General features: G+C 62.6%; 19 protein-coding genes. 10 read left to right on the top strand and 9 right to left on the bottom strand.

All coding sequences use genetic code 11. The annotated features are described in order from the left end of the window. Nucleotides 1-481: 481 nt before the first annotated feature. The 8 genes from ACTJGZ_RS10735 to ACTJGZ_RS10700 all read left to right on the top strand — a co-directional run bounded on the left by ACTJGZ_RS10735 (nucleotide 482) and on the right by ACTJGZ_RS10700 (nucleotide 11,405). The gene (locus ACTJGZ_RS10735; protein WP_278864546.1) at nucleotides 482-1,159 is read left to right on the top strand and encodes a response regulator transcription factor; all 678 of its coding nucleotides are present in this window, start codon (nucleotides 482-484) and stop codon (nucleotides 1,157-1,159) included. Beyond that, on the top strand, nucleotides 1,156-3,714 hold the full coding sequence (locus ACTJGZ_RS10730; protein ID WP_441662910.1) for a sensor histidine kinase: 2,559 nt from the start codon (nucleotides 1,156-1,158) through the stop codon (nucleotides 3,712-3,714). Before ACTJGZ_RS10735 ends, ACTJGZ_RS10730 begins: the two co-directional genes overlap by 4 nt. Nucleotides 3,715-3,805: 91 nt before the next feature. Next, entirely contained in the window at nucleotides 3,806-4,882 is a 1,077-nt protein-coding gene (locus ACTJGZ_RS10725) for an ABC transporter substrate-binding protein (RefSeq protein ID WP_423786718.1), read from the top strand. Between the two features lie 133 nt (nucleotides 4,883-5,015). Further along, on the top strand, nucleotides 5,016-6,782 hold the full coding sequence (locus ACTJGZ_RS10720; RefSeq protein ID WP_441662909.1) for an ABC transporter permease: 1,767 nt from the start codon (nucleotides 5,016-5,018) through the stop codon (nucleotides 6,780-6,782). Continuing rightward, on the top strand, nucleotides 6,779-7,864 hold the full coding sequence (locus ACTJGZ_RS10715) for an ABC transporter ATP-binding protein (protein WP_441662908.1): 1,086 nt from the start codon (nucleotides 6,779-6,781) through the stop codon (nucleotides 7,862-7,864). Before ACTJGZ_RS10720 ends, ACTJGZ_RS10715 begins: the two co-directional genes overlap by 4 nt. 794 nt (nucleotides 7,865-8,658) lie before the next feature. Continuing rightward, nucleotides 8,659-9,612 (top strand): 3-carboxyethylcatechol 2,3-dioxygenase, encoded by a 954-nt coding sequence (locus ACTJGZ_RS10710; protein ID WP_441662907.1) that lies wholly within the window; start codon nucleotides 8,659-8,661, stop codon nucleotides 9,610-9,612. Nucleotides 9,613-9,649: 37 nt separating this feature from the next. Further along, nucleotides 9,650-10,450, top strand: coding sequence for a 2-keto-4-pentenoate hydratase (locus tag ACTJGZ_RS10705; RefSeq protein ID WP_441662906.1), 801 nt, complete (start codon nucleotides 9,650-9,652; stop codon nucleotides 10,448-10,450). Nucleotides 10,451-10,532: 82 nt separating this feature from the next. After that, nucleotides 10,533-11,405 (top strand): alpha/beta fold hydrolase, encoded by an 873-nt coding sequence (locus ACTJGZ_RS10700; protein WP_441662905.1) that lies wholly within the window; start codon nucleotides 10,533-10,535, stop codon nucleotides 11,403-11,405. A 21-nt stretch (nucleotides 11,406-11,426) separates the two neighbouring features. Here ACTJGZ_RS10700 and pdxR read toward each other — a convergent pair whose 3' ends face one another. Then, complete coding sequence (pdxR, locus tag ACTJGZ_RS10695; RefSeq protein ID WP_441662904.1) at nucleotides 11,427-12,848, bottom strand: MocR-like pyridoxine biosynthesis transcription factor PdxR; 1,422 nt, start codon at nucleotides 12,846-12,848, stop codon at nucleotides 11,427-11,429. Between the two features lie 119 nt (nucleotides 12,849-12,967). On the opposite strand from pdxR, the gene ACTJGZ_RS10690 reads away from it, so the two are divergent. Then, entirely contained in the window at nucleotides 12,968-13,399 is a 432-nt protein-coding gene (locus ACTJGZ_RS10690) for a carboxymuconolactone decarboxylase family protein (RefSeq protein WP_130487731.1), read from the top strand. A 24-nt stretch (nucleotides 13,400-13,423) separates the two neighbouring features. Beyond that, the gene (locus ACTJGZ_RS10685) at nucleotides 13,424-14,638 is read left to right on the top strand and encodes an MFS transporter (protein ID WP_441662903.1); all 1,215 of its coding nucleotides are present in this window, start codon (nucleotides 13,424-13,426) and stop codon (nucleotides 14,636-14,638) included. A 42-nt stretch (nucleotides 14,639-14,680) separates the two neighbouring features. Here the strand turns inward: ACTJGZ_RS10685 and ACTJGZ_RS10680 are convergent, their stop codons facing one another. The 8 genes from ACTJGZ_RS10680 to ACTJGZ_RS10645 form a co-directional block, all read right to left on the bottom strand. Continuing rightward, nucleotides 14,681-15,631, bottom strand: a complete 951-nt coding sequence (locus tag ACTJGZ_RS10680) for a DNA-binding transcriptional regulator (RefSeq protein ID WP_441662902.1) — start codon at nucleotides 15,629-15,631, stop codon at nucleotides 14,681-14,683. Further along, on the bottom strand, nucleotides 15,610-16,422 hold the full coding sequence (locus tag ACTJGZ_RS10675) for an IclR family transcriptional regulator domain-containing protein (protein WP_165390065.1): 813 nt from the start codon (nucleotides 16,420-16,422) through the stop codon (nucleotides 15,610-15,612). Before ACTJGZ_RS10675 ends, ACTJGZ_RS10680 begins: the two co-directional genes overlap by 22 nt. A 10-nt stretch (nucleotides 16,423-16,432) precedes the next feature. After that, complete coding sequence (locus ACTJGZ_RS10670; RefSeq protein ID WP_441662901.1) at nucleotides 16,433-17,218, bottom strand: aspartate/glutamate racemase family protein; 786 nt, start codon at nucleotides 17,216-17,218, stop codon at nucleotides 16,433-16,435. A 10-nt stretch (nucleotides 17,219-17,228) separates the two neighbouring features. Further along, nucleotides 17,229-17,990 (bottom strand): SDR family NAD(P)-dependent oxidoreductase, encoded by a 762-nt coding sequence (locus tag ACTJGZ_RS10665; protein WP_127773216.1) that lies wholly within the window; start codon nucleotides 17,988-17,990, stop codon nucleotides 17,229-17,231. A gap of 10 nt (nucleotides 17,991-18,000) precedes the next feature. Continuing rightward, nucleotides 18,001-19,917: a TRAP transporter large permease gene (locus tag ACTJGZ_RS10660; protein WP_127773215.1), complete on the bottom strand. Its 1,917-nt coding sequence runs from the start codon at nucleotides 19,915-19,917 to the stop codon at nucleotides 18,001-18,003. Between the two features lie 2 nt (nucleotides 19,918-19,919). After that, nucleotides 19,920-20,930 (bottom strand): TRAP transporter substrate-binding protein, encoded by a 1,011-nt coding sequence (locus ACTJGZ_RS10655; protein ID WP_278859734.1) that lies wholly within the window; start codon nucleotides 20,928-20,930, stop codon nucleotides 19,920-19,922. A gap of 417 nt (nucleotides 20,931-21,347) precedes the next feature. Further along, a complete protein-coding gene (locus tag ACTJGZ_RS10650) occupies nucleotides 21,348-22,145 on the bottom strand; it encodes an alpha/beta fold hydrolase (RefSeq protein WP_441662900.1) in 798 nt (265 codons plus the stop codon). A gap of 180 nt (nucleotides 22,146-22,325) precedes the next feature. Then, a complete protein-coding gene (locus ACTJGZ_RS10645) occupies nucleotides 22,326-22,832 on the bottom strand; it encodes a GNAT family N-acetyltransferase (protein ID WP_441662899.1) in 507 nt (168 codons plus the stop codon). Between the last annotated feature and the right edge of the window lie 124 nt (nucleotides 22,833-22,956).

Here is a 22,956-nt window from a genome sequence, read left to right as displayed (position 1 = left end):
ACAGCCCTATATAGACAGCCCTATATAGACAGCCCTATATAGACAGCCCTATATATAGAGACACGCGCCAGACACGGCAGGCCATCCGCACATTCGATCCGCACAAAGACCGGGCGTCTTCGTTTCTGCCTCATATTCAATACGCCCCTGGCCGTCCTCCCGCATTCCCCTCCCATACCTATATAGAGAGAGGATGAACCGAGGCACCCTCTTCCCTCTTCCCTCCCCGCGCTGCGCTGCGGCCTGTCTGCTGCCGTTTTTCCTCTGCGGGGATCCGCTGCCGCCCCAGGCAGACAGCCTGCTCTGTCCCCTCCGCAGCCCTCCCGCCCCCAGGCGGAAGTGCCGCCAAACTCTCTCCGCCAACGCCAGGGTGCTGACAGGCAAAGCGGATAGAATGAACGCAGCCTGTCGCAGGCGCGCTGGCTTTGCCGGTGACGCCACCTGAAAAAACACACTCTATATGGCGCGGCGAGGAGACAATATGCGGATACTGGTCGTCGAGGACAACAGTGACCTGGGTGAGGCCATTCAAAGCCGTTTGCGCCGTATCGGCCATACGGTTGAGTGGGTATGCAATGGCGCCGATGCGCTGCGCTATTTGCAGCACGAAGAATGGGACGGCATGCTGCTGGACATCATGCTGCCGGATTCCGATGGCTTCGCCATCATCCGGCAATTGCGCCAGAAGCAATTGCATGTGCCCACCCTGGTGATGACGGCGCGCGCCGAAATCGAAGATAAGGTCGGCATGCTGGACCTGGGCGCCGATGATTACCTGGTCAAGCCCTTTGATTTGCGTGAACTGGAAGCCCGCCTGCGCGCCTTGCTGCGCCGCCAGGGCCCGGCCCAGACCGGCAGCATCATTACCCTGGGCAAGCTGGTGCTGGATAGCGCCGCGCGCCGGGTCATGCTCGATGGCGCGGCAGTGGACTTCGGGCGGCGGGAATTCTGCCTGCTGGAAATCCTGATTCAGCGGCGCAGCCAGGTTGTCTCCAAAGAGCGCCTGATGACCCAGCTTTTCAACTTCGATGAAGAAAGCAGCCCCAATGCCGTGGAACTGCTGATTTCCCGCATCCGGCGCAAGCTCGGCAACGCGGTCATCCGCATCGACACGATCCGGGGCACCGGTTATAGCGCCGTGCTGGTCGAACCGGAATGACACGCCCGCCTTATTCCATTCTGCGGCGCCTGCTGCTCATGGCACTGGGCATTCTGGCCCTGTGTTTCGCCGGCCTTTGCTGGCTGTCCTATCAATATGCCCAGCGTGCCGCCGATGCCGCCTATGACCGCTTGCTGGCAGCATCCGCGCTGACCATCGCCAATGCCGTCCAGGCCGAAGATGGCCAGCCCACGGTGGAGCTGCCGTATTCCGCCATGGCCATGCTGTCCGATCAGGAGCATATCTATTACGCCATTCATGGCGACGGCGGCCTGATCTCGGGCTATGCCGACCTGGGCGAGACGCTGCCGCCCGCGCACTCGGAAACCCCTTTGTTCACGGTGATGGAATATCTGGGCCAGCCCGTCCGCATGGTGACGACCGGCAGGTTGGTGACCGGCATGCATGGCCGCAGCTGGGTGACCATCCGTGTCGCGGAAACCCTGGGCACGCGCCAACTGCTGAGCGATGCCCTGTTTCAGCGCAGTGTCGTCCCGCTGCTGGTGATCATGCTCGTGGCCGTTGCCTTGCTGGGATTCGGCATGCGCCGCGCCTTCCGCCCGCTGGCAGCCCTGGAAAACGAGTTGCGGCAGCGTTCCCCCGATAGCCTGCAAGCCATTACCCAGCGCGTCCCGGTGGAAATCAGCGGGCTGGTGCAGGCGCTCAATGATTTCATGCTGAGGCTCAAAGGCGCCATCGGCACCCTCAATAGCCTGGTTGCCGATGCCGCCCACCAGATCCGCACCCCGTTGGCGGCGCTGAAAATGCAGGCCGAGCTGGCCCTGGATGAAACCGAGCTGCCGTCCGTGCAGGCCAGGGTGCAACGGATTCATGTGAATGCCGGCCATACCACTCAATTGCTGAATCAGTTGCTGATGGATGCCACCATTTCCCATCGCCGGGAAAGCGCCGCGCCCAGTGATCTGCGGGTACGCGCTGTGGTGCAGGAAGTCATGCAGCGCCTGAACCCGGATGATGCGCCGCGCGTCCGCTGGCATATGACACCGTCGGCCAGGCGCGCCATGCTGCACGGCGACCACATCAGCCTGCGCGAGATGCTGCGCAACGTCGTGGACAACGCCTTGGTTTATGGCGGCAGCGGCGAAGTCGAAATCCAGGTTTACAGCAGGCGCGAAGGCTATATCGTCTTCGATGTCTCGGATCGCGGGCCGGGCATTCCGGAAGAAGAAAAGCCCAAGGTCCTGCAGCGCTTCACGCGCGGCAGCACCAGCAGCGGCCATGTTGGCTCCGGCCTGGGCCTGTCCATTGTGCAAACCGTGGTGCGTATCCATGAAGGGGAACTGCTATTGCGCGACCGGCCTGGCGGCGGGCTGACGGTGCGCATTGTCCTGCCGGCCCGTCTGGTGGCGCGCGAAGCCGGGCTGGCGGGCGTGCTGGCCGCCGGTCTGGGCAGCGTCATGCTGGGCTTCTTGTGCCTGGTCTGGCCGGCAGCGCCGGTACAAGCGCAAACAGCCTATCCGCCGAGCGCCGCCAAAGACCATCAGGCCGTGGACTTTCCTATCCACCGCACGCACTATCCCGCTGTCAATGCCGATGGCGCGGCGCCCGCGCTGCTGCGCATTACCGGCCCCACGGATACGGAACTCTTTCAGTGGCTCATCCAGGATTTCCAGCAGTTGCATCCCCAGGTCGCCGTGGACTATCTGGAAATCGACAGCATGGGCCTGTATCTGAAAGTGCTGTCCGGGCAAATGCCGCCGGTGGATGTGCTCATCAGTTCTGCCGCCGACCTGCAACTGAAGCTGGCCAATGACGGTTACGCACGCGCCCATGAATCCCTCTATACCCAGCGTGTGCCGGATTGGGCGCGCTGGCGCAATGAGGTGTACGGCTTCACGCAGGAACCGGTGGTCATCGCCTACGCGCGTTCCCGTTTCGCCCCCGACCAGCGTCCGAAATCCCGCACCGAACTGCTGCGGCTGTTGGAATCCGAGGGCCCGCGCCTGCGCCACCGGATCGGCACCTATGACATTCATCTCAGCGGCGCCGGTTACCTGCTGGCGCTCTATGACGAACGCACCTCCGCCAACTTCTGGGGCATGGCCAACCAATTGGGGCAGGCCGGGGTTCAGTTATACGGCACCACCGCGGAGCTGCTGGACCGGCTGGAAAGCGGCGAGCTGGACATCGCTTACAACGTGCTGGGGCCTTATGCCTTGAGCCGGCAGCGGGCCGGCGCCGATATCGACGTCGTCGTGCCTGAGGATTACATCACTGTCCTGACGCGCAGCGCGCTGATTCACCGTGATGCCCCCGCCCCGGAAATCGCCGGCACGTTCATCGACTACCTGCTGTCTCCCCGGGGCCAGCGGGCCGCCATGGAACAGGCCGGACTGCCGCCCCTGCTGCCTGACGACACCGGTCTGGAAGATCCGCTGCTGGGCGCCTTGAAGCAAGGGCTGCTGCAACCCATCGTGCTGGGCCCGGCCCTGCTGGTCGGTCTGGATCAGACACGGCGGCGGCGTTTCCTGGATAACTGGACACGGCTGGTCACAGACACGCCCGAGCTGCCGCCTGCGATGACAGGTCGGTGACAGCGTGCATCCCCATAATAGTCTCCAGTCCCGGCACAAGCCGGGCAGCCCGGCGCAATAGACGCCGTCATGAAAAACATGAGGAGACAATATGCGACTGCATCCGACATCATCGGCCGCTCTGGTTCTCAGCACTGCCCTGGGCAGCATGCTGGCATTTTCGGCCCAGGCCGACGACCTGGCCGGCAAGGCCGACGCGGAAGGCAAGGTCATTATCTATTCCACCACCGACACCAAGGCTGCTGCCCCGCTGATCGCGGCGTTTGAAGCCAAGCACGGCAAGGTCAAGGTGGAATACCATGACATGAACAGTACTGAACTCTACAACCGCTATATCAGCGAGCAGGCCGCGGGCGGCGGCAGCGCCGACCTGCTGTGGAGTTCATCCATGGATTCGGCCATGCGCCTGGCCACCCGCTATGCGGACACCTACGAATCGCCGGAAAAGCCCTCGCTGCCGGAATGGGCCGTCTGGAACAACGCCGCTTTCGGCACCACCTACGAACCCATCGCGTTCATCTACAACACGCGCCTGATCAAGGAAGATGAAGTGCCGCGCACGCACGCGGCACTGGCCGAGCTGGTGAAGAACCAGCCCGACCGCTTCCGCAACAAGGTCACGACCTACGACATCGAAAAATCGGCTGTCGGCTACATGCTTGCCGCCCAGGACAACCTGCGCAACCCGGAATACCTGGATTTCATCAAGGGCGTGGGCGCGGCCAACCTGGTCCTGCAATCATCCACCGGCACCATGATGGAACGGGTCTCCTCCGGCGAAAACCTGATCGGCTATAACCTGCTGGGTTCCTACGCGGAAACGCGCGCAGCCAAAGACCCGGCCATCGGCATCGTTTACCCGTCGGATTACACGCCCGTTCTGTCGCGTGTCGCCTTCATCAGCAAAAAGGCAGCCAATCCCAATGCGGCACGCCTGTTCCTGGACTTCATGCTGTCCGCAGAAGGCCAGGCCGTTCTCGCCAATGAGTCCAACCTGACCTCCATCCGCGCCGATATCGAAGGGGACAACGACGTTCAGGGCCTGACCAGCCGCCTGACGGAAACCACCCTGGTGCCTATCCCGGTCGATGAAAGCCTGCTGCAATATCTGGAACAGAAAGAGCGCCTGGCCTTCATCCGCAGCTGGCGCGACGCTGCCGGCAAGTAAAGCCACAGCGCGCCCCCGCGCCGCTGCCCGCTGACGGGCAGCGCCCGCCTGGATGCCGGCGCACCAAAGCCTGGCGGCCTGATGCGCCGCCGCTGCGCCGGCATCCCCACTCCTTCTTTCAGGACACCAGACTATGCAAGCCTTATATACAAGGTTGCAGGCTTGGCCGCGCCGTATCGTCGTATTGCTGACGGCGCTGGCGATCTATGTGCCGCTGAGCCTGATCATTATCCAGAGCTTTCTGTCCGAACCGTTTTTCTCGCCGGACAAGTACTTCAGCCTCGAAGCCTTCCATTTCATTTTTGACGACCCCGATTTCTATGATGCGCTGACCAATGGCTTCATCATGGCCTTCGGCCTGGCTGCCATCGCCATTCCGCTGGGCGGCATCCTGGCCTTCCTGATGGCGCGCACCGATTTGCCCGGCCGCACCTGGATAGAACCGCTGATCCTGGTGCCCATTTTTGTGTCGCCCATGGTGCTGGGCTTCGGCTATATCGTGTCGGCCGGCCCTGTCGGTTTCTTTTCTGTCTGGACCCAGGACCTGATCGGCTTCGTGCCCTGGAATATCTATTCCTTTTCCAGCATTGTCATCATCGCTGGCCTGACCCACGTTCCGCACGCCTACCTCTATATTTCCGCCGCGCTGCGCAGCATCGGTTCGGATGTCGAGGAAGCCGCGCGCACAGCGGGCGCCAGCCCCTGGCAAGTCATGCGGGCGGTCAGCCTGCCCATGGTGCGCCCGGCCATTCTCTATGCCGTGGTGCTGCTGTTTTTCCTGGGCCTGGAAGTCTTCGGCCTGGTGCTGGTGCTGGGCGACCCGGAAGGTCACCTGGTGCTGGCGACCTATCTCTACAAGCTGACCAACAAACTGGGCATTCCGTCCTATCACCTGATGGCTGCCGTTGCCGTGGTGCTGATCGCCATGACCATCCCCCTGGTGATGCTGCAACGCCGCCTGATGCGCTCGGCCAACCGATTCGTTTCGATCAAGGGCAAGGCCGCCCGGTCGCGCCCGCTGCCGCTGGGGCGCTGGCGCTGGATGGCCGGGGCGGTCGTCACAGTCTGGCTGATTGTCACCATCATCGTGCCTATCGTCGGCGTGGTGCTGCGGGCCTTCGTCTCGAACTGGGGCATAGGAATTTCGCTGCTGGACGTGCTGTCGCTGGACGCCTTCCGCCAGGTCTTCGCCCAGGCCAGCCTGCTGCGCGCCATCGTCAACTCGGTTGCCATCGGCGTATTCGGCGGCGCCCTGGCCGTGACCTGCTATCTGTTCATCGGCCTGGCCATGCACCGCAAACCGGATAACGTGACCCGTTTTCTGGACTACAGCGTGCTGGTGCCGCGCGCCGTGCCCGGGCTGCTGGCCGGTCTGGCTTTCCTGTGGTGCTTCCTGTTCATCCCGATGTGGCTGAATGAATCGCTGGAAGACGGCATGCTGTCGGCGCTGCCTTTCGCGCATTGGCTGAGCGTTCATGCCATAGACCCGCTGCGGTCATTGCGCAGCACCATCTTCAGCGTCTGGCTGGCTTACACGGTGGTCTGGCTGGCCTACGGGCTGCGCCTGATTTCCTCCACCCTGCTACAAGTCGGCCCGGAGCTGGAAGAAGCCGCCCGCAGCGCGGGCGCCAGGCCGGGGCAGGTGACCCGCCATGTCACCGCGCCGCTGGCCAAATTCGGTCTGATCAGCGCATGGCTGCTGATGTTTCTGATTTTCGAGCGGGAATACTCCACGGGTGTCTATCTGCTCACCCCCGGCACGGAAACCATCGGTTCCATGCTGGTGTCGCTGTGGGCCTCCGGCGCCATCGACATCGTCGCTGCGCTGTCCTTCATCAATATTGTCCTGGTCGTCTTCGGCCTGGGCGTTGCCTTACGCTTCGGAGTGAAACTGCGATGAGTGAACTGACCGTCGAGAACATCCATCTTTCCTACGACCGCAACCCGGTGCTCAAGGGCGTTTCCATGTCGCTGGAACGCGGCGAAGTGGTTTCGCTGCTGGGCGCCTCGGGCAGCGGCAAAACGACACTGCTGCGAGCCGTGGCAGGCCTGGAAGCCCCCAGCCAGGGCCGCATCACAATCGGCAGCACCGCTGTTTATGATTCCGCCCAGCGCCTGGACGTCCCGGCCGAAGCGCGCAATCTCGGGCTGGTGTTCCAGTCTTATGCGCTCTGGCCGCACAAGACGGTCGAGCAGAACGTGGCCTATCCGCTGATGCTGCGCAAAGTGCCCAAGGCGGAATTGCAGCAAAAAGTGCAGGCGATCCTCGACCAGCTGGGTCTGGGCGCGCTGGGCGGGCGCTATCCCAGCCAGCTGTCTGGCGGCCAGCAGCAGCGCGTCGCCATTGCCCGCGCCCTGGTCTATAACCCGCCAGTCATTCTGCTCGATGAGCCGCTCTCCAATCTGGATGCCAAGCTGCGGGAAGAAGCGCGGGTGTTTCTGCGCGAGCTGATTGTCGGGCTGGGCCTGTCAGCCCTGATGGTGACGCACGACCAGGGCGAGGCCATGGCCATCTCGGACCGCATCCTGCTGCTCAACGGCGGCGCCATCGAACAGCAAGGCACGCCGCAGGATATTTATAGCCGCCCCCAAAGCCTGTACGCGGCGGAATTCATGGGCAGCAACAACCGCTTGCCTGGCAAGGCCGGACGCATCGAGCATGGCCGCGTCGAAGTCCAGGGCGATGGCTGGCGCTTCTGGGGCACGCCTGTCGGCGAACTCAAGGAAGGCCAGGCGGTCGTGGTCGTCGCCCGGGTTGAAAGCCTGAAAGTTGGCGCCGGTGATGACGCATCCGGCGAATTCAGCCTGCCGCTCAGCACCAGCATGTATCTGGGTGACCGCTGGGAACACGTCTTCCGGCTGGGCGAGGCCGGTACCCAGGCGGTTCCGCTGCGCGCGTTCGGCCGCGAGCCCCTGGCTGCCGGGCACCACCCGGTGCGCATAGACCCGCAACAAGCCTGGGTCTATCCGGCCACCGCCTAAACCCGCCGCCTAAGCCCACTGCCTAAGTCCACTGCCTAAACCCGCCGCCCGGCATGCGCCTGGCATGCCGGGCATCATGCGGCGGCCCGCCAAGGGCCGCCGCATGAACACAGCAATACCTCCCCAGCCCGCCTTTTCTTCTCTTCCCGCCTAGCCACACTGAACTGCACTGAGTGACCTGAGCGCCCTCGGCTTGCCTTCGGCGTGCTGTCTGCTGTCTGCTGTCTGCTGTCTGCGCATCCTCGCGCGCGCCATGCCCAGCCCATGCCCTGCCTGATTGGCTGCGCCCTGCGGCGGCAAGAAAATCTCCAAGGCCTTTCCTGCCCCTTCCCTGACGGCCCCCCTGCCGTCCCCCCGCCCTTTCCCATCGCGCCTGCCTTTGCGCGCCCTGCCCGGCGCCCGCCCCTAGGCCCGCCTGTCCGACTGCGGCGCCATGCCACGATACGCCACGCCACGCCACGCCACGCCATGCGGTGCGGTGCGGTGCGGTGCGGTGCGGTGCGGTGCGGTGCGGTGCGGTGCGGTGCGCAGTGTGCACCTCGCACCAACTTTTTTTGGGGGCTTCAGAGGCCATTCCTACAATCGGTTCAGACAAATCAGCAGGCGGAAACACCGCCGGCTGGATGAATAAATACGGAGACAGGCGTGACGGAATTTCCCTCGCGCAAGCGGCTGCGGCAACGCGCCGCTGCCTAAGGCGCATGTTCCGGCCAGGCCTGGCTCAAGCGTCAGCCCCCTGTATCTGCGGCCCGAGCAAACCTGCCGCCGGTGCAGCCATGAAATCCGGAGATTCCATGAGTACCAGCATCGTCAAACTCAAGTGCCTGTCGCACACCCCCCTGCGCGGTCTGAATGACCCGGCGCCCGGCGTCGTCGCCGAAGTCGATGCCGTCATCGCTGCCGCGCGTGCCGAGGTCGAGGCCTTTGACCCGGAACTGATCGTGGTCTTCGCGCCCGATCACTACAACGGCCTGTTCTATGACCTGATGCCTCCTTTCGTGATTGCCACGGCAGCCGAATCCGTGGCGGACTACAAAACGCTGCCTGGCCCGCTATCCATCCCCGATGATCTGGCGCTGGATCTCGTGCGCCATGTGCTCAACAGCGATCTGGACGTCGCCATGTCGCACCGGCTGCAGGTGGATCACGGCTGCACCCAGATTCTGGAAGAAATGACAGGCAGCCTGACCCGCTACCCGGTCATTCCCGTCATCATCAACTCGGTGGCGCCCCCCTTCTGTCCGTACCGCCGCATCCGCCTGCTGGGCGAGGCAGTGGGCCGTTTCATCGCAGGGCTGGGCAAGCGCGTCCTGATCCTGGGCTCTGGCGGCCTGTCGCATGAACCGCCAGTGCCGGTGTATTCCGGCGCCAAGCCCGAAATCGCCGAATTCCTGATTTCTGGGCGCAACCCTAGCCCCGAAGCGCGTGCGGCACGCCAGGCGCGCACGCTGGCAACCGGCCAGATTTTCGGCACGCCAGCCTGCGACCTCACCCCGCTGAACCAAGAATGGGACCATGCCTTCATGGATCTGCTGATCGGCAAGGATCTGAGCAAAGTCGATGATTTCGAAATCGACGTCATCTCCAAAACGGCCGGCCGCTCCACGCACGAAGTCCGCACCTGGGTCGCCGCCTTTGCCGCCATGTCCGCCATCGGCGCGTATGAAGGCCGGCGCGATTACTACCGCCCGGTCAATGAATGGATTGCCGGGTATGGCGTCGTCAGCGCCGAACAGGCTGCGGTCTGACGCGATTTCCCGCCCCCTTTTTCAGGACATGCAAGACATGACACAAGCCCCTCTCCCCGCAGCACTGGACCCGCAAGCCGCGGCCAGCGCCTTGCGCCTGGCCGCCGAGCAGCTGCAGGCCATCGCCCCCTTGCGCGACCGCTTGCAGGACGCCAGCCCGGAAGCCGCCTATGCCATCCAGGAAGCCAATACCCGTCTCTGGCTGGAACAAGGCCGCCGTCTGGCAGGGCGGAAAATCGGCCTGACCTCGCTGGCAGTCCAGGCGCAACTGGGGGTGGATCAGCCCGACTTTGGCATGCTGTTCGATGATATGTCTGTCGGCGACGGCGAAACCATTGCCGCTGGCCGCCTGATTCAGCCCAAGGCCGAAGCGGAAGTCGCGCTCGTGCTGGGCCGCGACCTGAGCCACGAACGCCATACCTATGCCGACCTGATCCGCGCGACCGAATATTGCCTGCCCGCCATCGAAGTGGTGGACAGCCGGATTGCCGACTGGAACATCCGTTTTGTCGATACCGTGGCAGACAACGCGTCCAGCGGCCTGTTTGTGCTGGGCAGCCGCCCGGTGCTGCTGCGCGACATCGACCTGACGGATTGCGCCATGGAAATGCACTGCGACGGCGTCCCGGTATCACGCGGCAATGGCCGCGCCTGTCTGGGCAATCCGCTCAATGCCGCCGTCTGGCTCGCCAACACGATGGTGCGCTGCGGGCGTCCGCTGCAGGCCGGCGACATCGTGCTGACCGGCGCGCTGGGCCCGATGGCCGTCGCCCGCGGCGGCCAGCACTTCAGTGTGCATATCGCCGGTATGGGGCACGTATCGGTCAGTTTCGAATAAGCCCTCCCTCTCTCACGGGAAGCCCGCCATCCGCACGGTCTTCCCGTCCCCTTTGCTTCGCCATTCACCACCAGGAATTGCCATGACAACAAGCCCCACGATTCATACCGAAGCCAGCACCAGCCGCTTTGCCCGCATCAAGGAACAGGATCTGGACCTGCAGGTGCATTACAACGATACTGGCGGCAACGGCCCTGCCGTGGTCATGCTCCACGGTTCCGGCCCCGGCGCCAGCGGTTGGGCCAACTTCAACCGCAACGTCCAGCCGCTGGCTGATGCCGGTTTCCGCGTCATCCTGCTGGATTGCCCAGGCTGGAGCAAGAGCGATCCCATCGTCTGCACCGGCTCGCGTTCCGACCTGAATGCCCGCGCGCTCAAAGGCCTGCTGGATGCGCTGAATATCGAACGCGCCCATATCATCGGCAACTCGATGGGCGGCCATAGCACCGTGGCTTTCTCGCTGGCCCACCCGGAACGCATAGGCAAGCTCGTTCTGATGGGCGGCGGCACTGGCGGCCCCAGCCAGTTCGTGCCCATGCCCGCCGAAGGCATCAAGCTGCTGCAGGCGCTCTACCGCGAACCGACTATCGAAAACCTGCGCCGCATGATGCAAGTCTTCGTTTTCGATACCAGCCATCTAACCGAAGAACTGTTCCAGGCCCGCCTGAACAATATGCTGTCGCGCCGCGACCACCTGGAAAATTTCGTCAAGAGCCTGGAAGCCAACCCGCGCCAATTCCCCGACTTCGGCCCGCGCCTGGGCGAAATCAAGGCACCGGCGCTGGTCATCTGGGGCCGCGACGACCGCTTCGTGCCCATGGACATCGGCCTGCGTCTGCTGTGGGGCATGGCCAACGCCGAACTGCACATATTCAGCCGCTGCGGCCATTGGGCGCAATGGGAACATGCGGATAAATTCAACCGCATGGTGCTGGAATTCTTCACCCAGGATTAAGCCTCACCGCGCCATGGGACATCATCCTCCCATGGCGGTGATTAAACGGCGTGCCCATTCCTGCGCCATGTCCGGGTCCCTGACATTGGCAAAGCCCATCAGCAGCCCCCGGTGCGTCGGCTTGCGCATTTGCCAGCGGCTCAGCGCCTGAACCGCCAGGCCATGCGCCTGCGCGGCCGCAGCCATGGACGTGTCCTTATCCCCTGCTGTCAGCTTGCACAACAGATGAATGCCGCCGGCCTGAGGATGAACCTGCAGCCGCGAACCCCATGTTTGCTGTAGCGCATCCACCAGATAGCCGCGCCGCGCCGCATACAAAGCACGCATTTTGCGCAGATGGCGGGCAAAGTGGCCTTGCTCCATAAAATCCGCCGCCGTGGCCTGCGGCAGGATGGAGCCGGGGCCGCCCGCATAGTCGCCAGCCTGCCTGAATCGTTCGACCTGCGCGTCCGGGACGACCAGATAGGCCAGGCGCAAACCCGGATGCAGCACTTTGCTGAATGTGCCGGCATACAGCACGCGCCCATCGTGATCCAGGCTTTTCAGCGCCGGCAAGGGATGGCCGTGGTAGCGGAACTCGCTATCGTAGTCATCTTCGATAATCCACGCCTTGCGGCGGCTGGCCCAGTCCAGCAATTGCAAACGCCTGGGCAAAGACATCGCCATGCCCATCGGACTCTGATGCGTAGGCGTGACGACGGCGAACCGTGCCTCATCATTCCGCTGCTGGCCAGCCTCCACATTCAGACCCTCTGCATCGACAGGAACAGGTTCCAGGCGCATGCCCATGCGCTCCAGAAACTGGCGGGCAAAAAGGTAGCCGGGGTCTTCATACCACCCGGTATCGCCAGCTTGCAGCAAGGTGCGGCACACCAGGTCTAGCGCCCCCCAATAACCTGCCGTGATGAATACCTGCTCCGGCATGCAAACGATGCCGCGCGACACGCCCAGATAGGCTGCGATGGCGCGGCGCAGTGGTGCATACCCCGCCGGATCCGGATAGCGCATGGCGCTGATACCCGAGGCGCGCAAGTTGTGGCCGGCCAAGCGGGCCCACGTCTTGCGGGGAAAGGCATCCAGCGCTGGCAACCCCATCTGAAAAGGCCGTGGCGTTCCGTCATCCGACGGCGAATGCAACGATGGCCGCGCCAAAGGCGCGCAGGCCAAGGCGGTTTTCGGCTGGCCCAGATTCCCCAATTGAGGGGAGACGACAGTACCCGCTGGGCCACGCGCCAGGAAATAGCCCTCGCTGGTCAGCCTTTGATAAGCCTGTTCGACCGTGCCGCGCGCCAGGTTCAGTTCACTCGCGAGGCTGCGCACAGACGGCACTCTGTCACCGGGCTGCAATTGCCCCGCGGCAATGGCATCACGGTAACGCCGATACAACTGCTGATAGAGCGGCACGCCTGGTTCCAGGCTGGGTTTCAACGGATGCAAATCCATGCGCTATGTCCTATCCATTTTTTCAATTCTTGCCACTTATGAATAGGACATTAGCCGGGCAGAATGCACAAGTAAAGCAAACCGCTGCACCCACCTTCCCCTTTTGCTGGAGATACTTCATGAAGCCCCTTCGCCTTCCTTACCAGACACTCTCTCCTGAGGCTTATCAGGGCTTGACCCTCACCAAGAAAGCCCTGGATCAGAGCAGCCTCGGAAAACCGTTGATAGAGCTGATCTATCTGCGGGTTTCGCAGATGAATGGCTGCGCCTTCTGCCTGGAGATGCACGCGGCGTCATTGCGCGCGGCGGGCGTGCCTGACAAAAAACTCGATGGCCTGGCCGGTTGGCGAGTCAGCCCGTCTTTCAGCGAACGCGAACGTTCCGCACTGGCCTGGGCTGAATCCCTGGTAAACGTGGCCCAAAGCCATGCCTCGGATACCGATTTCGAGCAGCTCAACCTCCATTTCAATGACCAGGAAATTTCAGACCTGAGTTTTGCCATTGCATTGATGAGCGCCTTTAACCGGCTGGCGATTGGCATGCGCCAATAACACACGCGCACCGGACTGAATCCCATGAAGCGCACGCCACTGTCTCCCGGAACAAACGCCACGGATCGCGGCGCGGTATCGGTTTATGGCTTGAATGCCGCCGCCGTTCTGGCGCTGGGCACGTTTGTTGTCGGCACGGACGCATTCATTGTGGCGGCATTTCTCCCCTCAATGGCGCAAGAACTCGGGGTGACGCAAGCCATGGCGGGTCAATCCGTCACCCTCTTCGCGCTCGCCTATGCCGTCCTCGCTCCTGTCATCGCCGTCTTGAGCGCCACGGTCAAACGGCGGCGGCTGCTTGTCCTGGCATTAATACTTCTTGGCCTGGCGAATCTGGGGTCTGCCATGGCGAATTCGTTTGGCCTCCTGATCGCATCCAGAGTGGCCGCCGCCGCGGCAGCCGCGGCTTACACCCCCAATGCGGGCGCTGCCGCGGCGGCAATGGTCCGCCCTGATAGCCGCGCTCGCGCCCTGGCAATCGTGATTGGCGGCCTGACCGCTGCCACAGCTTTCGGTATCCCCTTAGGCCATTGGGTCAGCACCGCCTTGAGTTGGCGCGCCACGTTCCTATTGATAACCGCCCTCTGCGCCGCCGCTGCCCTCTGCATAGGAATGGCCATGCCGGAAATGCCTGGCGGCGCGCGCGTGACCTTACGGCAACGCCTGGCGGTTCTCCAGCATCGCCAGGTACGGCGCATCCTGCCGCTGACTGTCCTGGGCATGGCGGCCTGCTACGCGCCTTACGCCTTCACCCTCCCTATCCTGGATGGGCTGCTGGGGCATTCGGAATCCGTCACCGCCATGCTGCTTTGCTATGGGCTTGGCGCCGTAGCAGGCAATTACCTGTCGGGCTGGGCCACTGATAGACTCGGGCCTGTCACGGTACTCATCGGCGCCTATGCCTTGATGTTCTGCGCCTTGAGCGCCATGGCGCTGGCCTGGCGCCATCCCCCTGTCGCCCCCGTCTGGGCCGCCATGCTGATGATAGGCTGGGGCGCAAGCAGCTGGGCGCAAACCCCTGCGCAACAACACAGGCTGATTGCCAGCGCTCCGCAGGAAACGGCATTCGTTGTTGCGCTGAATTCCTCAGCCATCTACCTGGGCATTTCCATGGGCACAGCCATAGGCAGCCAATCCATGCAGACGGACGCGAACCTCACGCTATGGTACGGCGGCATGCTCTCTGCGGCAGCGCTGTGCTATCTGCTGATGACGGCCACCCGGCCGGCGCGCCCGTGAACTCGGCCGGCTGCCGCGCGCCGTCCCTCCTTCAGCCGTCCCCTACACCGTCAGCAACAGGTCCGGCAGGGTTTCCCGATGCGGCGCCAGGGCGGGTGCTGCGGGTGCTGCGGCAAGCACGGCGGCAGCGCCCTCCGGCATCAGATGAGACTCGATTTCCGCCACTGCCGTCTGCAAGGCGGGCAACAGGCGCTGCTCGGCTTCACGCGTGGTCATCGCCTTCTTGGTGAAAATAATATTGATGCAGCCCAGCACCCGATCACCGTGGTGAATCGGCAAGGCAATGGCGCTCATGCGCGCCTGTTCGGTCCAATCGCCATCATTGGAACCAAAGCCCTGTTCCCGGGTTTTCTGCAACAGCGCCGCCACCAGTTGCGGATTGCGCGCCAGGCGCGCCTGTTCATCATTGCCCTGCTGCAGCAGCCGCAGGATTTCCTCCCGCTCCGCTGACGGACAGGCGCTCAGGTAGGCGCGCCCCGCCGCCGTGAACAGCATGGGCAGGCGCCGCCGTATCATGGCCCGGTGAAAGGACAGCGGGCTGAAGCGGTGCGTGGTTTCCCGCACCACCATGCTGTCGCCATCCAGCGTACAGAGGTCAGACGGCCAGACCGCCTTTTGCAGTAGCCGCCCCAAGGCCTGGCCCGCCACCTCGGACACCCAGTCCTCGTCCGTGAAGCCGTCGCTCAACTGCCGGACTTTATGGTTCAGGCTGTAATGTTCATCCGAAGCATTGCGGCGCACATAGCCTTCATTCTGCAGGGTTTCCAGCATGCGCCGCACCGTGGTCCGGTGCAGGCCGGTGACCGCGCTGATTTCCTTGATCGAGGCGCGCCCGCCCAGCGCCTGGTTCAGGCACAGCAGGATTTCCAGGCCGCGCCGCAAACTTTCGATGGGCCGGTAGCTGGAGGCTTCCTCGGCGCCGTCCCAGTCTTCCACAACGGCGCTGTCCGACACCCAGGGGGTCGATACCCTCAATGCTTGTACCTGAGCCATCCGTATTCTCCCAAAGGCAGCGGGTCCAGTTCACGCTCGATGTCGTGCACGCATTCATGCAAGGCATCCAGGTAGCGCTCGGCCGCCTTGGCCGGCGTCATGGCGCTTCTGAAAAACATGATGTTGATCGCGCCCAGCACGCGATTGCGCCAGCACACCGGATAGGCAATGGCGCTGATATTCGGCTCCGTGCCGCCTGACGATTCGGAATAGCCGCGCTCGCGGGCCTGCAGGCGCAGTTGCTGCAGCTCATGGCGCACAGCCTCCTTGGCAAAGCCGTCATGCTTCATGATGCTGGCCAGATCCAGAATCTGCTCCAGGCTGTCATCCGCCACTTCGCTCAGGATGGCCACCCCCAGCGCCGAACGCAGCAAGGGCCGGGTTTTGCCCACCATGGCGCGATTGACCGACATCGGGCTGAAACGGTGCGTGGATTCCCGGATTTCCAGGTGCCCCGAAGAAAACGTGGCAAAGTCGCTAGGCCATTGCACCTGCGACAGCAGGCGTCCCAGATAGGGGCCGATGACCTGCACCACCCAGTCCTCGTCCTTGACGCTATCGGCGAAGCGGCGAAAGCGGGTCGTCAGAAAATAGCGTCCGTCACCTGGCCGGAGATACACATAGCCCGCCTGTTCCAGCGTGAACAACAGGCGATACACCGTGGCCCGGTGAATGCCTGTGTATTTGGCCAATTCACCTGGGCTGGCCCAGCCCAGGTCGCTCAACGCCCCTATCAATTCAAGGCCGCGCTCCAGGGCGCGGACCCTGGGATAAACATCGGTTTCTGCCACGTTTTTCTCCTCAGTCGGGAGGATACAGCGCCAGCAGTTCCGCACTGGGTTTGATGTAATGCCAGCGCCGGCCCGCATGCAGGCCGGTCAACCGGTGCAGCTTGGCCAGCATTTCCGCATAGGACAAGGGCGCGCCCACGCCATCCAGCACACTGACGCCGTCAATCTCATAAATATCATTGGCCGCCAGCACTTCTGCCACCAGCCCTTCGGCGGGCACAATCAGGTCCGCCCCTGCGGCAATGGCGCGCCGCGCCGTTGCCGTGAAAGCAGCAATGTAATCGTCCGGCTCCAGGAACACCTGCTCGATGGCGCGTTCGGGCAACTGCGGTTCAATGACATAAATGCCGCTGATGCGCGCTTCCAGACGATGGCGCTGCATGGCATTTTTCAGGAACCACTGGTTTTCCTCGTTCAAGGTCACCAGGCCGATCTGCTGCGCCATGGAACAGGAAATCAGCACCGTGCTTTCCGGCATGGAAATCACCGGAATATCGACCAGCGAACGGCACTCGCGCAGCAAGGGTTCGGTATAGGTACCGATCACGAAGGCGTCATAGCCCTCTTGTTCGGCGCGGTACACGTTATGCAGCAATTGCCGGCTCATGGCCTTGTGATAGGCGTATGGCACTTTCATCACCTCGCTGGGCGATTTCCCGTGCCACATGGCTTCGGGCACGCCATGCAGGACGATTTCCGTTCCGGGATTGGCAATGAGCGCATAGTGCCGCGCCAGCGATTCCCGGTAAACCGGATAGTTGTCCAGATCCACGCTAGACTGATGCCAGATTTTCATCCCAGCCCCCTCAGACCATGTAATAGCCGCCGTTGACGTCCAGCGTGCTGCCCGTCACATAGGCCGCCAGCGGATTCACCAGATAGGTCACGGCCGCCGCCACTTCGTCCGGCTGGCCCACGCGCGCGAGCGGCACCAGGCCCACGGCCCCCGCATCATCCTTGCGGTCCAGGCGCGTGCGCAGCATGGGCGTATCAATCAGGCCGGGCGCCACCACGTTAGCGGTAATGTTCAAGGGCGCCATTTCACGCGCCAGCGCCTTGGTGAACGCAATGACGGCGGCCTTGCTGGCCACATAGGCGGTGCAAGAGCGGTAACCGCCCAGTTGTGCCGCTGTCGAGGCGAAATTGATGATGCGGCCGTGCTGGATGGATGCATCGGCCTGCATCACGAACGCCCGGCATACGGCATAGGTGCCGAAAGCGTTGACCGCAAACACTTTTTCCCACAGTTCCGGGGTCGTGTTGCGCACGTCTATCACCGCGCCGCCCTCACCAACAGGCGAGACCGCCGCCGTGTTCACCAGCACGGACAACTGCACCCCTTCATCACGCAGGCGGGCGAACAAAGACTCCACCGAAGCCATATTGCTGATATCCACGCTTGCGGTGCGGTGGCCGTGGCCGGGCAAAGCCGCTGCCAGCGCCTGCAAGGGCGCGGCATCCAAGTCGGCCAGGACGACCTGCAAGCCCTGCTGCGCCAATGTCCGGCAAACCGACTGGCCAATGCCGCCAGCCGCGCCAGTCACCAGGGCGATACGATTTTCACTCATAATTTGCTCCTCAACTGCTGCTCAAGAGGCCAGGCAGCCACATGGTAATCATGGGGAATACTGTCAGCAGGATGATGCGAACCAGATCCGCCATCAGGAACGGCGTCACGCCGCGGAAGATGGTGGCCAGCGGCAAACGGTCCCCCACCACACTGCGCATGACGAATACGTTCATGCCCAGCGGCGGCGTAATCATGCCGATTTCAACCAGCGACAAGGTCACGACGCCCCACCAGATCAGGTCATAGTCCATGCCGACAATCAGGGGCACCACCAGCGGCGTGGTCACCAGCACGGCGGCCAGCGTATCGAACACCGTTCCCAGCAGCAGATAGAACAGCACCAGCCCGCACAGGATCAGCCAATGCGGCATGACATTGATATCCACCAGGCTCAAGACCAGCTGGGTGATATCCGTGAAGCTCATGAAACTGGCGAAAATATTCGCACCAATGAAGATCACATAAATGGCGCCGGCATTGATCGCCGTATCAATCAGCGAAGCCTTGAACTTCTCCAGCGTGAAACCCTTGGTGCCCACGGCAAACACAAATGCCAGCAAGGCGCCAACAGAGGCAGCCTCCTGCGTGGTGAACATGCCGCCATACAGCCCGCCCAGCACCAGCGCGAACAGCAGCACCGGCCGCCAGGCCTTGATCATGGCCGCGCGCGCCACCTGCCAGTCGAATTTTTCAACGTCGGGCGCCAGACTGGGCTTGAGCCGCACAGAAATGAAGATGGCCAGCATATACATCGTCAAGGCCAGCAGTCCTGGAATCAAGGCCGCCTGGAACGCGACCTGAATGGATTGCTCCACCACCACGCAATAGACGATCAGCACCACCGATGGCGGAATCAAAGCGCCCAGCGTGCCGCCGGCGGCAATACAGCCTGCCGCCAGACTATGCGCGTAATTGCGGCGCTCCATTTCCACAAAGGCGACCTTGCCGAAGGTAGCCGTGGTGGCAATCGACGAACCGCAGATCGCGCCAAAGCCACCGCACCCCAGCACCGAGGCCATGGCCAGGCCACCGCGGCGCGAACCCAGCAACGCCGTGCCGGAATTGAAAATATCCCCGGAGAGCCCCGCCCAGGTGGCGAAATTGCCCATCAGCAGGAACAGCGGAATGGCCGCCATATCCATACTCGTCAGGGCGCGGCCCACTTCATTCTGCGATACCACCAGCGCCTGTTCGCCACCCAGCGTCAGAGCCAGGCTGGCCACACCGACCATGGCCAGCGACACCCCGATGGGGATCTGTGCCGCAATCAGCAGATACAGCACCAGAAAGGCCATGCTCGCCTGCATGCCCGGACTGCTGTCTTCATTGATGAACAGCACGGTCAGTACGGCGCACACAGCAATCGTGCCAGCCGTCACCAGCGCGCCGCGCCAGAAACCCGGCTGCGCATAGCCGCGATGGCGCAGCAAGGCATACCAGCGCTGCACGACCTGAATGAGCACCGTCAAGGCGGCAATCGACATCAGCACACCGGCCGCTGCCCACCAGCCGGCCGTTTGCCAACCCACCACCATCGTTTTCTCGCCATACTCGTGGGCATCCAGCGCACGAAACAGCAGCACGACGGCCAGCCAGCCAAATACCGCGACCTCCGCCAATTCGCACAACAGACGCACTGCCGTCTGATTACTGCCTGCGACCGCCTTCATCACATCCATGCGGATGTTCAGATGGCGCACGAATACCAGCCCGGAGAATCCGGCCACGATAATGGCCATGAACAAACCGTTCAATTCAAACAGGCCGCGCACCGTGTATGGCGTGAAAGCGCGCAGGATGATATCCACCAGCGTCCCGGCCGACACGGCCAGGAGCAGCGTCAGCGCTGCCCAGGCCATGACTTTGCAGAGCTGGTCCTGCCAATCAGCCTTGGCGGGAATTTCCGCGATATTGGCCGAGCTCATGCTTATTGCGCTCCGCGTTGCGATTCAAGGGCTTCGGTATAGACTTCCCAAACGCGCTCGCCCTGCGGCACGCTGCCCACCCATTTCTCGATCACCGGCTGCACGGCTGCCGTCCAGCGTTCCACATCCGCCGCGTCAGGCGTCACGATGGTATGCGCGGGATTCTGCTGCAACAGTTGCTTCAGGCGTTCGTTTTCGCCCCCCAGGCCTTCGGACCAGCGGCCAACAAAATTGGCGCCGCCATGTTTTTCCAGCGCCGCTTTGGCTTCCGGCGCCAGGCGGTCGTACGCGCGTTTATTGATCACCAGGAACACCGTGCTGGACCCCATGGGCACGTCGATGTGATAGGGCACGAAATCCAGCACCTGCCAGGTATAGACCGCGTTCCAGTCATTCAGGCTGCCGCTGAGCGTCTTCTTGGACAGGTTTTCCGCCGTCTGCGGCACAGGCAGGCCGACCGGGATGATGCCCAGGGCTTCCACCGAGGCGCTGGCCAACGGGCCGGCCGCGCGGATGCGCTGGCCCTTGAAATCATCCAGCGACTTGATTTCGCTGACGCCGTGCGCCGTCAAAATGCCCGACGACACCAGCGCGAACACTTTCACATCGTCAAAACCATCCATCAGGCCTTCTTCATACAGGCGCCAAACACCGGTCGATGCTTCGCGCAAGGTTTGCGCCTGAAACGGAATCTCCGGGATATCGGCAACCTTGAAGCGGCCCGGGGTATAGCCCGTCACCCCCCAGCCCATGTCCACCAGGCCCCGGCGCACAGCGTCAAAAGTATCCTCGGCCTTGACCAGCGAACCGCCGGAATACAGCTGGATTTTCAGCGTGCCTTGCGAATCCGCTTCAATGTCCTTGATCAGCGGCTCGAACATTCCCTTGGTCAGATAGGCCGTCGGGCCAGCGAAATTGGAAAACTTCAAGGTCGTGGGTTTGGCTTGGGCCAGTGCTGCCGTTCCGCATGCCATCGACAGGGAACAGACTGCCGCCATGAGAATTCGTTTCATCTTTATCTCCGTATTTTGATGGGCTACCGGGCCTGGCTTTGCCTGGGCGGCGCTTTGCCTGCCCCCGGTGCCCTGCCGCGCGATCCAACTGTTTTTTTTCTAACAGATCGGTCTGTCCGGCAGGTTCGGTGGATTACACACACTCGCCCAGCGCAGAGCAATCGAAATCCTTAATGCGTTCACCTGGTAAACACAGAACTGGGAATAACCCTAGCTTCCCGCCAGGTTCTGGCAGGAAAAATAATTCACCAGATGAACATAAGTACCCGCTTGAACATCAAAACACTGAATGACCGGCGACGGCGCTGCCCAAAACCTGGGCCCATAAACCATCATGGCACTGCCGGCTGAACCGGCAGTGCCATGAAAAATCAGTCCTGAGCGTTTTTGACAGCCCGGCAGCCCCCGTGTCACTTGTTACGCGGGAGGCAGGTCTTGCAGCCACGCAGTGATGGCTGCCAGCAAGACCTGCGGTTTTTCCCGGTGGGGAATATGGCCACAATCTTCCAGCACCCGGAAAGTCACCGGCCCCTGAATACTGTCAGCGATACGCTGGGGCTGGGCCAGTGAACCGTACTCGTCACGGTCGCCATGCAGCACCAGCGCCGGGCATCGCACTTGCGGCAATTCCGCCCCCATATTCCAGCTGGAAAAATCCGGGGACGTCCAGGTATCCGCCCAGGAATCCAGCACCCAGCGCGCCTGGGCGCCATGGTATTTCTCCAGGCGCGCAAACTGGGCGGGATCCCTGAACATATTCCTGGCATCAACAATGCCCGCCACAATGCGTTCATCCACATAAGCCTGCGCCGCGATCGTAATCAACCCCTGACAGCGGGCATGCTGGGCCGCGCTGGCAATTCCCATGCAGCCGCCAATACTATGGCCTAGCGCAAGAAATGCATCAGCCTGGGCCTGCGCCAATACCTGGGGCAAAAACGTGCGTGATTCATCCTGCACATAGTCCATGGACAGCTGCCCCGGATGCGGGTCGGAGCCGCCGAAGCCCAAGCGGTCATAGGCAATCACCCGCCTGCCTGCGGCAGCAGCCAGGCGTTCCGGGAAGTCCCGCCATAAGGCAATACTGCCCAGGGAATCATGCAGCATGACGATGGGGGCCAAGGTACGGCCAGTGTCCGCCGGCTCCCACTGGCGGGCGGCGAGCCGGCCCAATGCGGTATCCACGCTGAAATCGGAAACAATCATGGCGGTCATGCAAGCTCCAGGCAAACCGTGCCGGCGCGACAGGCCCGGCCAAACAAATAGCGTACTGCATGACGCTACGGCAACTTGAAGCCAACAGGGCTGCCCGCCGAATCGGGATTTACCCGCGCAGGCCTGCCGCCACGCACGGCAAACCGTGGCCGCCCCTGAGGTTTTGAGGCGTTTTCAGGCTTATTCCTGATGCGGCTCCGGACGCGGAATCCGGTAAATCACGGCCTGGTATTTAGGGGTGCTTTCGCTGGCAAACACGGTGCCGCCCAAGGCTTGCGCAATTCGCCGGCTGGCATGATTTTCCTCGGCAACCGGATAGATAAAGGCCGCAACAGGCAAACGCTGCGCGCCCCAGCTTGCGACTGCGGCCACGGCTTCGCCGCCATAGCCTTGCCCGTGCGCATCCTCCCGGATCCAGATGCCCAGTTCCGGCTCTGGCTCCGCCGTCCGGTGCAAACCCGCCAACCCCATGAATTGCCCATCGGCCAGCCTGCGGATCGTAAAGACAAAATCACTGCCTTCGGCGATTTTCCATAACCATTGGCGCCAGATCAGTTCGAACACCGCCGCTGAGGCAGGAGGCTCAAATGCCATATAGCGGGTCAGCGTGGGCGTCATGCAGGCAAATGCCTCATTGGCATCGGCTGCCGCAAACGGGCGCAGGCTTAGGCGAGCGGTCTGGATCATGGTCAGGATAGCGGGCAAGATCCGCAGCAAGAAGGAGCGCAAAAAAGGGGCGCAACAATGACAGCAGCCATTACATCATACCGGCCATTTTGCCCTGTTGCGCCGCCCCTCCCTCCGTTAAACC

This window comes from Kerstersia sp., from assembly GCF_052103615.1.
Taxonomy (GTDB): Bacteria; Pseudomonadota; Gammaproteobacteria; order Burkholderiales; family Burkholderiaceae_B; genus Kerstersia.
Note: the sequence above shows the minus strand (reverse complement) of the source record. Positions and strands in the feature narration are given on the sequence as shown.

Bases quoted from the DNA above. Each gene is read 5' to 3' on its own strand.
- ACTJGZ_RS10660 (WP_127773215.1), bottom strand. From the start codon at position 19,917: ATGAGCTCGGCCAATATCGCGGAAATTCCCGCCAAGGCTGATTGGCAG.
- ACTJGZ_RS10650 (WP_441662900.1), bottom strand. From the start codon at position 22,145: ATGACCGCCATGATTGTTTCCGATTTCAGCGTGGATACCGCATTGGGC.
- ACTJGZ_RS10645 (WP_441662899.1), bottom strand. From the start codon at position 22,832: ATGATCCAGACCGCTCGCCTAAGCCTGCGCCCGTTTGCGGCAGCCGAT.
- ACTJGZ_RS10670 (WP_441662901.1), bottom strand. From the start codon at position 17,218: ATGAAAATCTGGCATCAGTCTAGCGTGGATCTGGACAACTATCCGGTT.
- ACTJGZ_RS10730 (WP_441662910.1), top strand. From the start codon at position 1,156: ATGACACGCCCGCCTTATTCCATTCTGCGGCGCCTGCTGCTCATGGCA.
- ACTJGZ_RS10700 (WP_441662905.1), top strand. From the start codon at position 10,533: ATGACAACAAGCCCCACGATTCATACCGAAGCCAGCACCAGCCGCTTT.
- ACTJGZ_RS10735 (WP_278864546.1), top strand. From the start codon at position 482: ATGCGGATACTGGTCGTCGAGGACAACAGTGACCTGGGTGAGGCCATT.
- ACTJGZ_RS10665 (WP_127773216.1), bottom strand. From the start codon at position 17,990: ATGAGTGAAAATCGTATCGCCCTGGTGACTGGCGCGGCTGGCGGCATT.
- ACTJGZ_RS10680 (WP_441662902.1), bottom strand. From the start codon at position 15,631: ATGGCTCAGGTACAAGCATTGAGGGTATCGACCCCCTGGGTGTCGGAC.
- ACTJGZ_RS10710 (WP_441662907.1), top strand. From the start codon at position 8,659: ATGAGTACCAGCATCGTCAAACTCAAGTGCCTGTCGCACACCCCCCTG.
- ACTJGZ_RS10690 (WP_130487731.1), top strand. From the start codon at position 12,968: ATGAAGCCCCTTCGCCTTCCTTACCAGACACTCTCTCCTGAGGCTTAT.
- ACTJGZ_RS10655 (WP_278859734.1), bottom strand. From the start codon at position 20,930: ATGAAACGAATTCTCATGGCGGCAGTCTGTTCCCTGTCGATGGCATGC.
- ACTJGZ_RS10685 (WP_441662903.1), top strand. From the start codon at position 13,424: ATGAAGCGCACGCCACTGTCTCCCGGAACAAACGCCACGGATCGCGGC.
- ACTJGZ_RS10715 (WP_441662908.1), top strand. From the start codon at position 6,779: ATGAGTGAACTGACCGTCGAGAACATCCATCTTTCCTACGACCGCAAC.
- ACTJGZ_RS10725 (WP_423786718.1), top strand. From the start codon at position 3,806: ATGCGACTGCATCCGACATCATCGGCCGCTCTGGTTCTCAGCACTGCC.
- ACTJGZ_RS10705 (WP_441662906.1), top strand. From the start codon at position 9,650: ATGACACAAGCCCCTCTCCCCGCAGCACTGGACCCGCAAGCCGCGGCC.
- ACTJGZ_RS10720 (WP_441662909.1), top strand. From the start codon at position 5,016: ATGCAAGCCTTATATACAAGGTTGCAGGCTTGGCCGCGCCGTATCGTC.
- pdxR (WP_441662904.1), bottom strand. From the start codon at position 12,848: ATGGATTTGCATCCGTTGAAACCCAGCCTGGAACCAGGCGTGCCGCTC.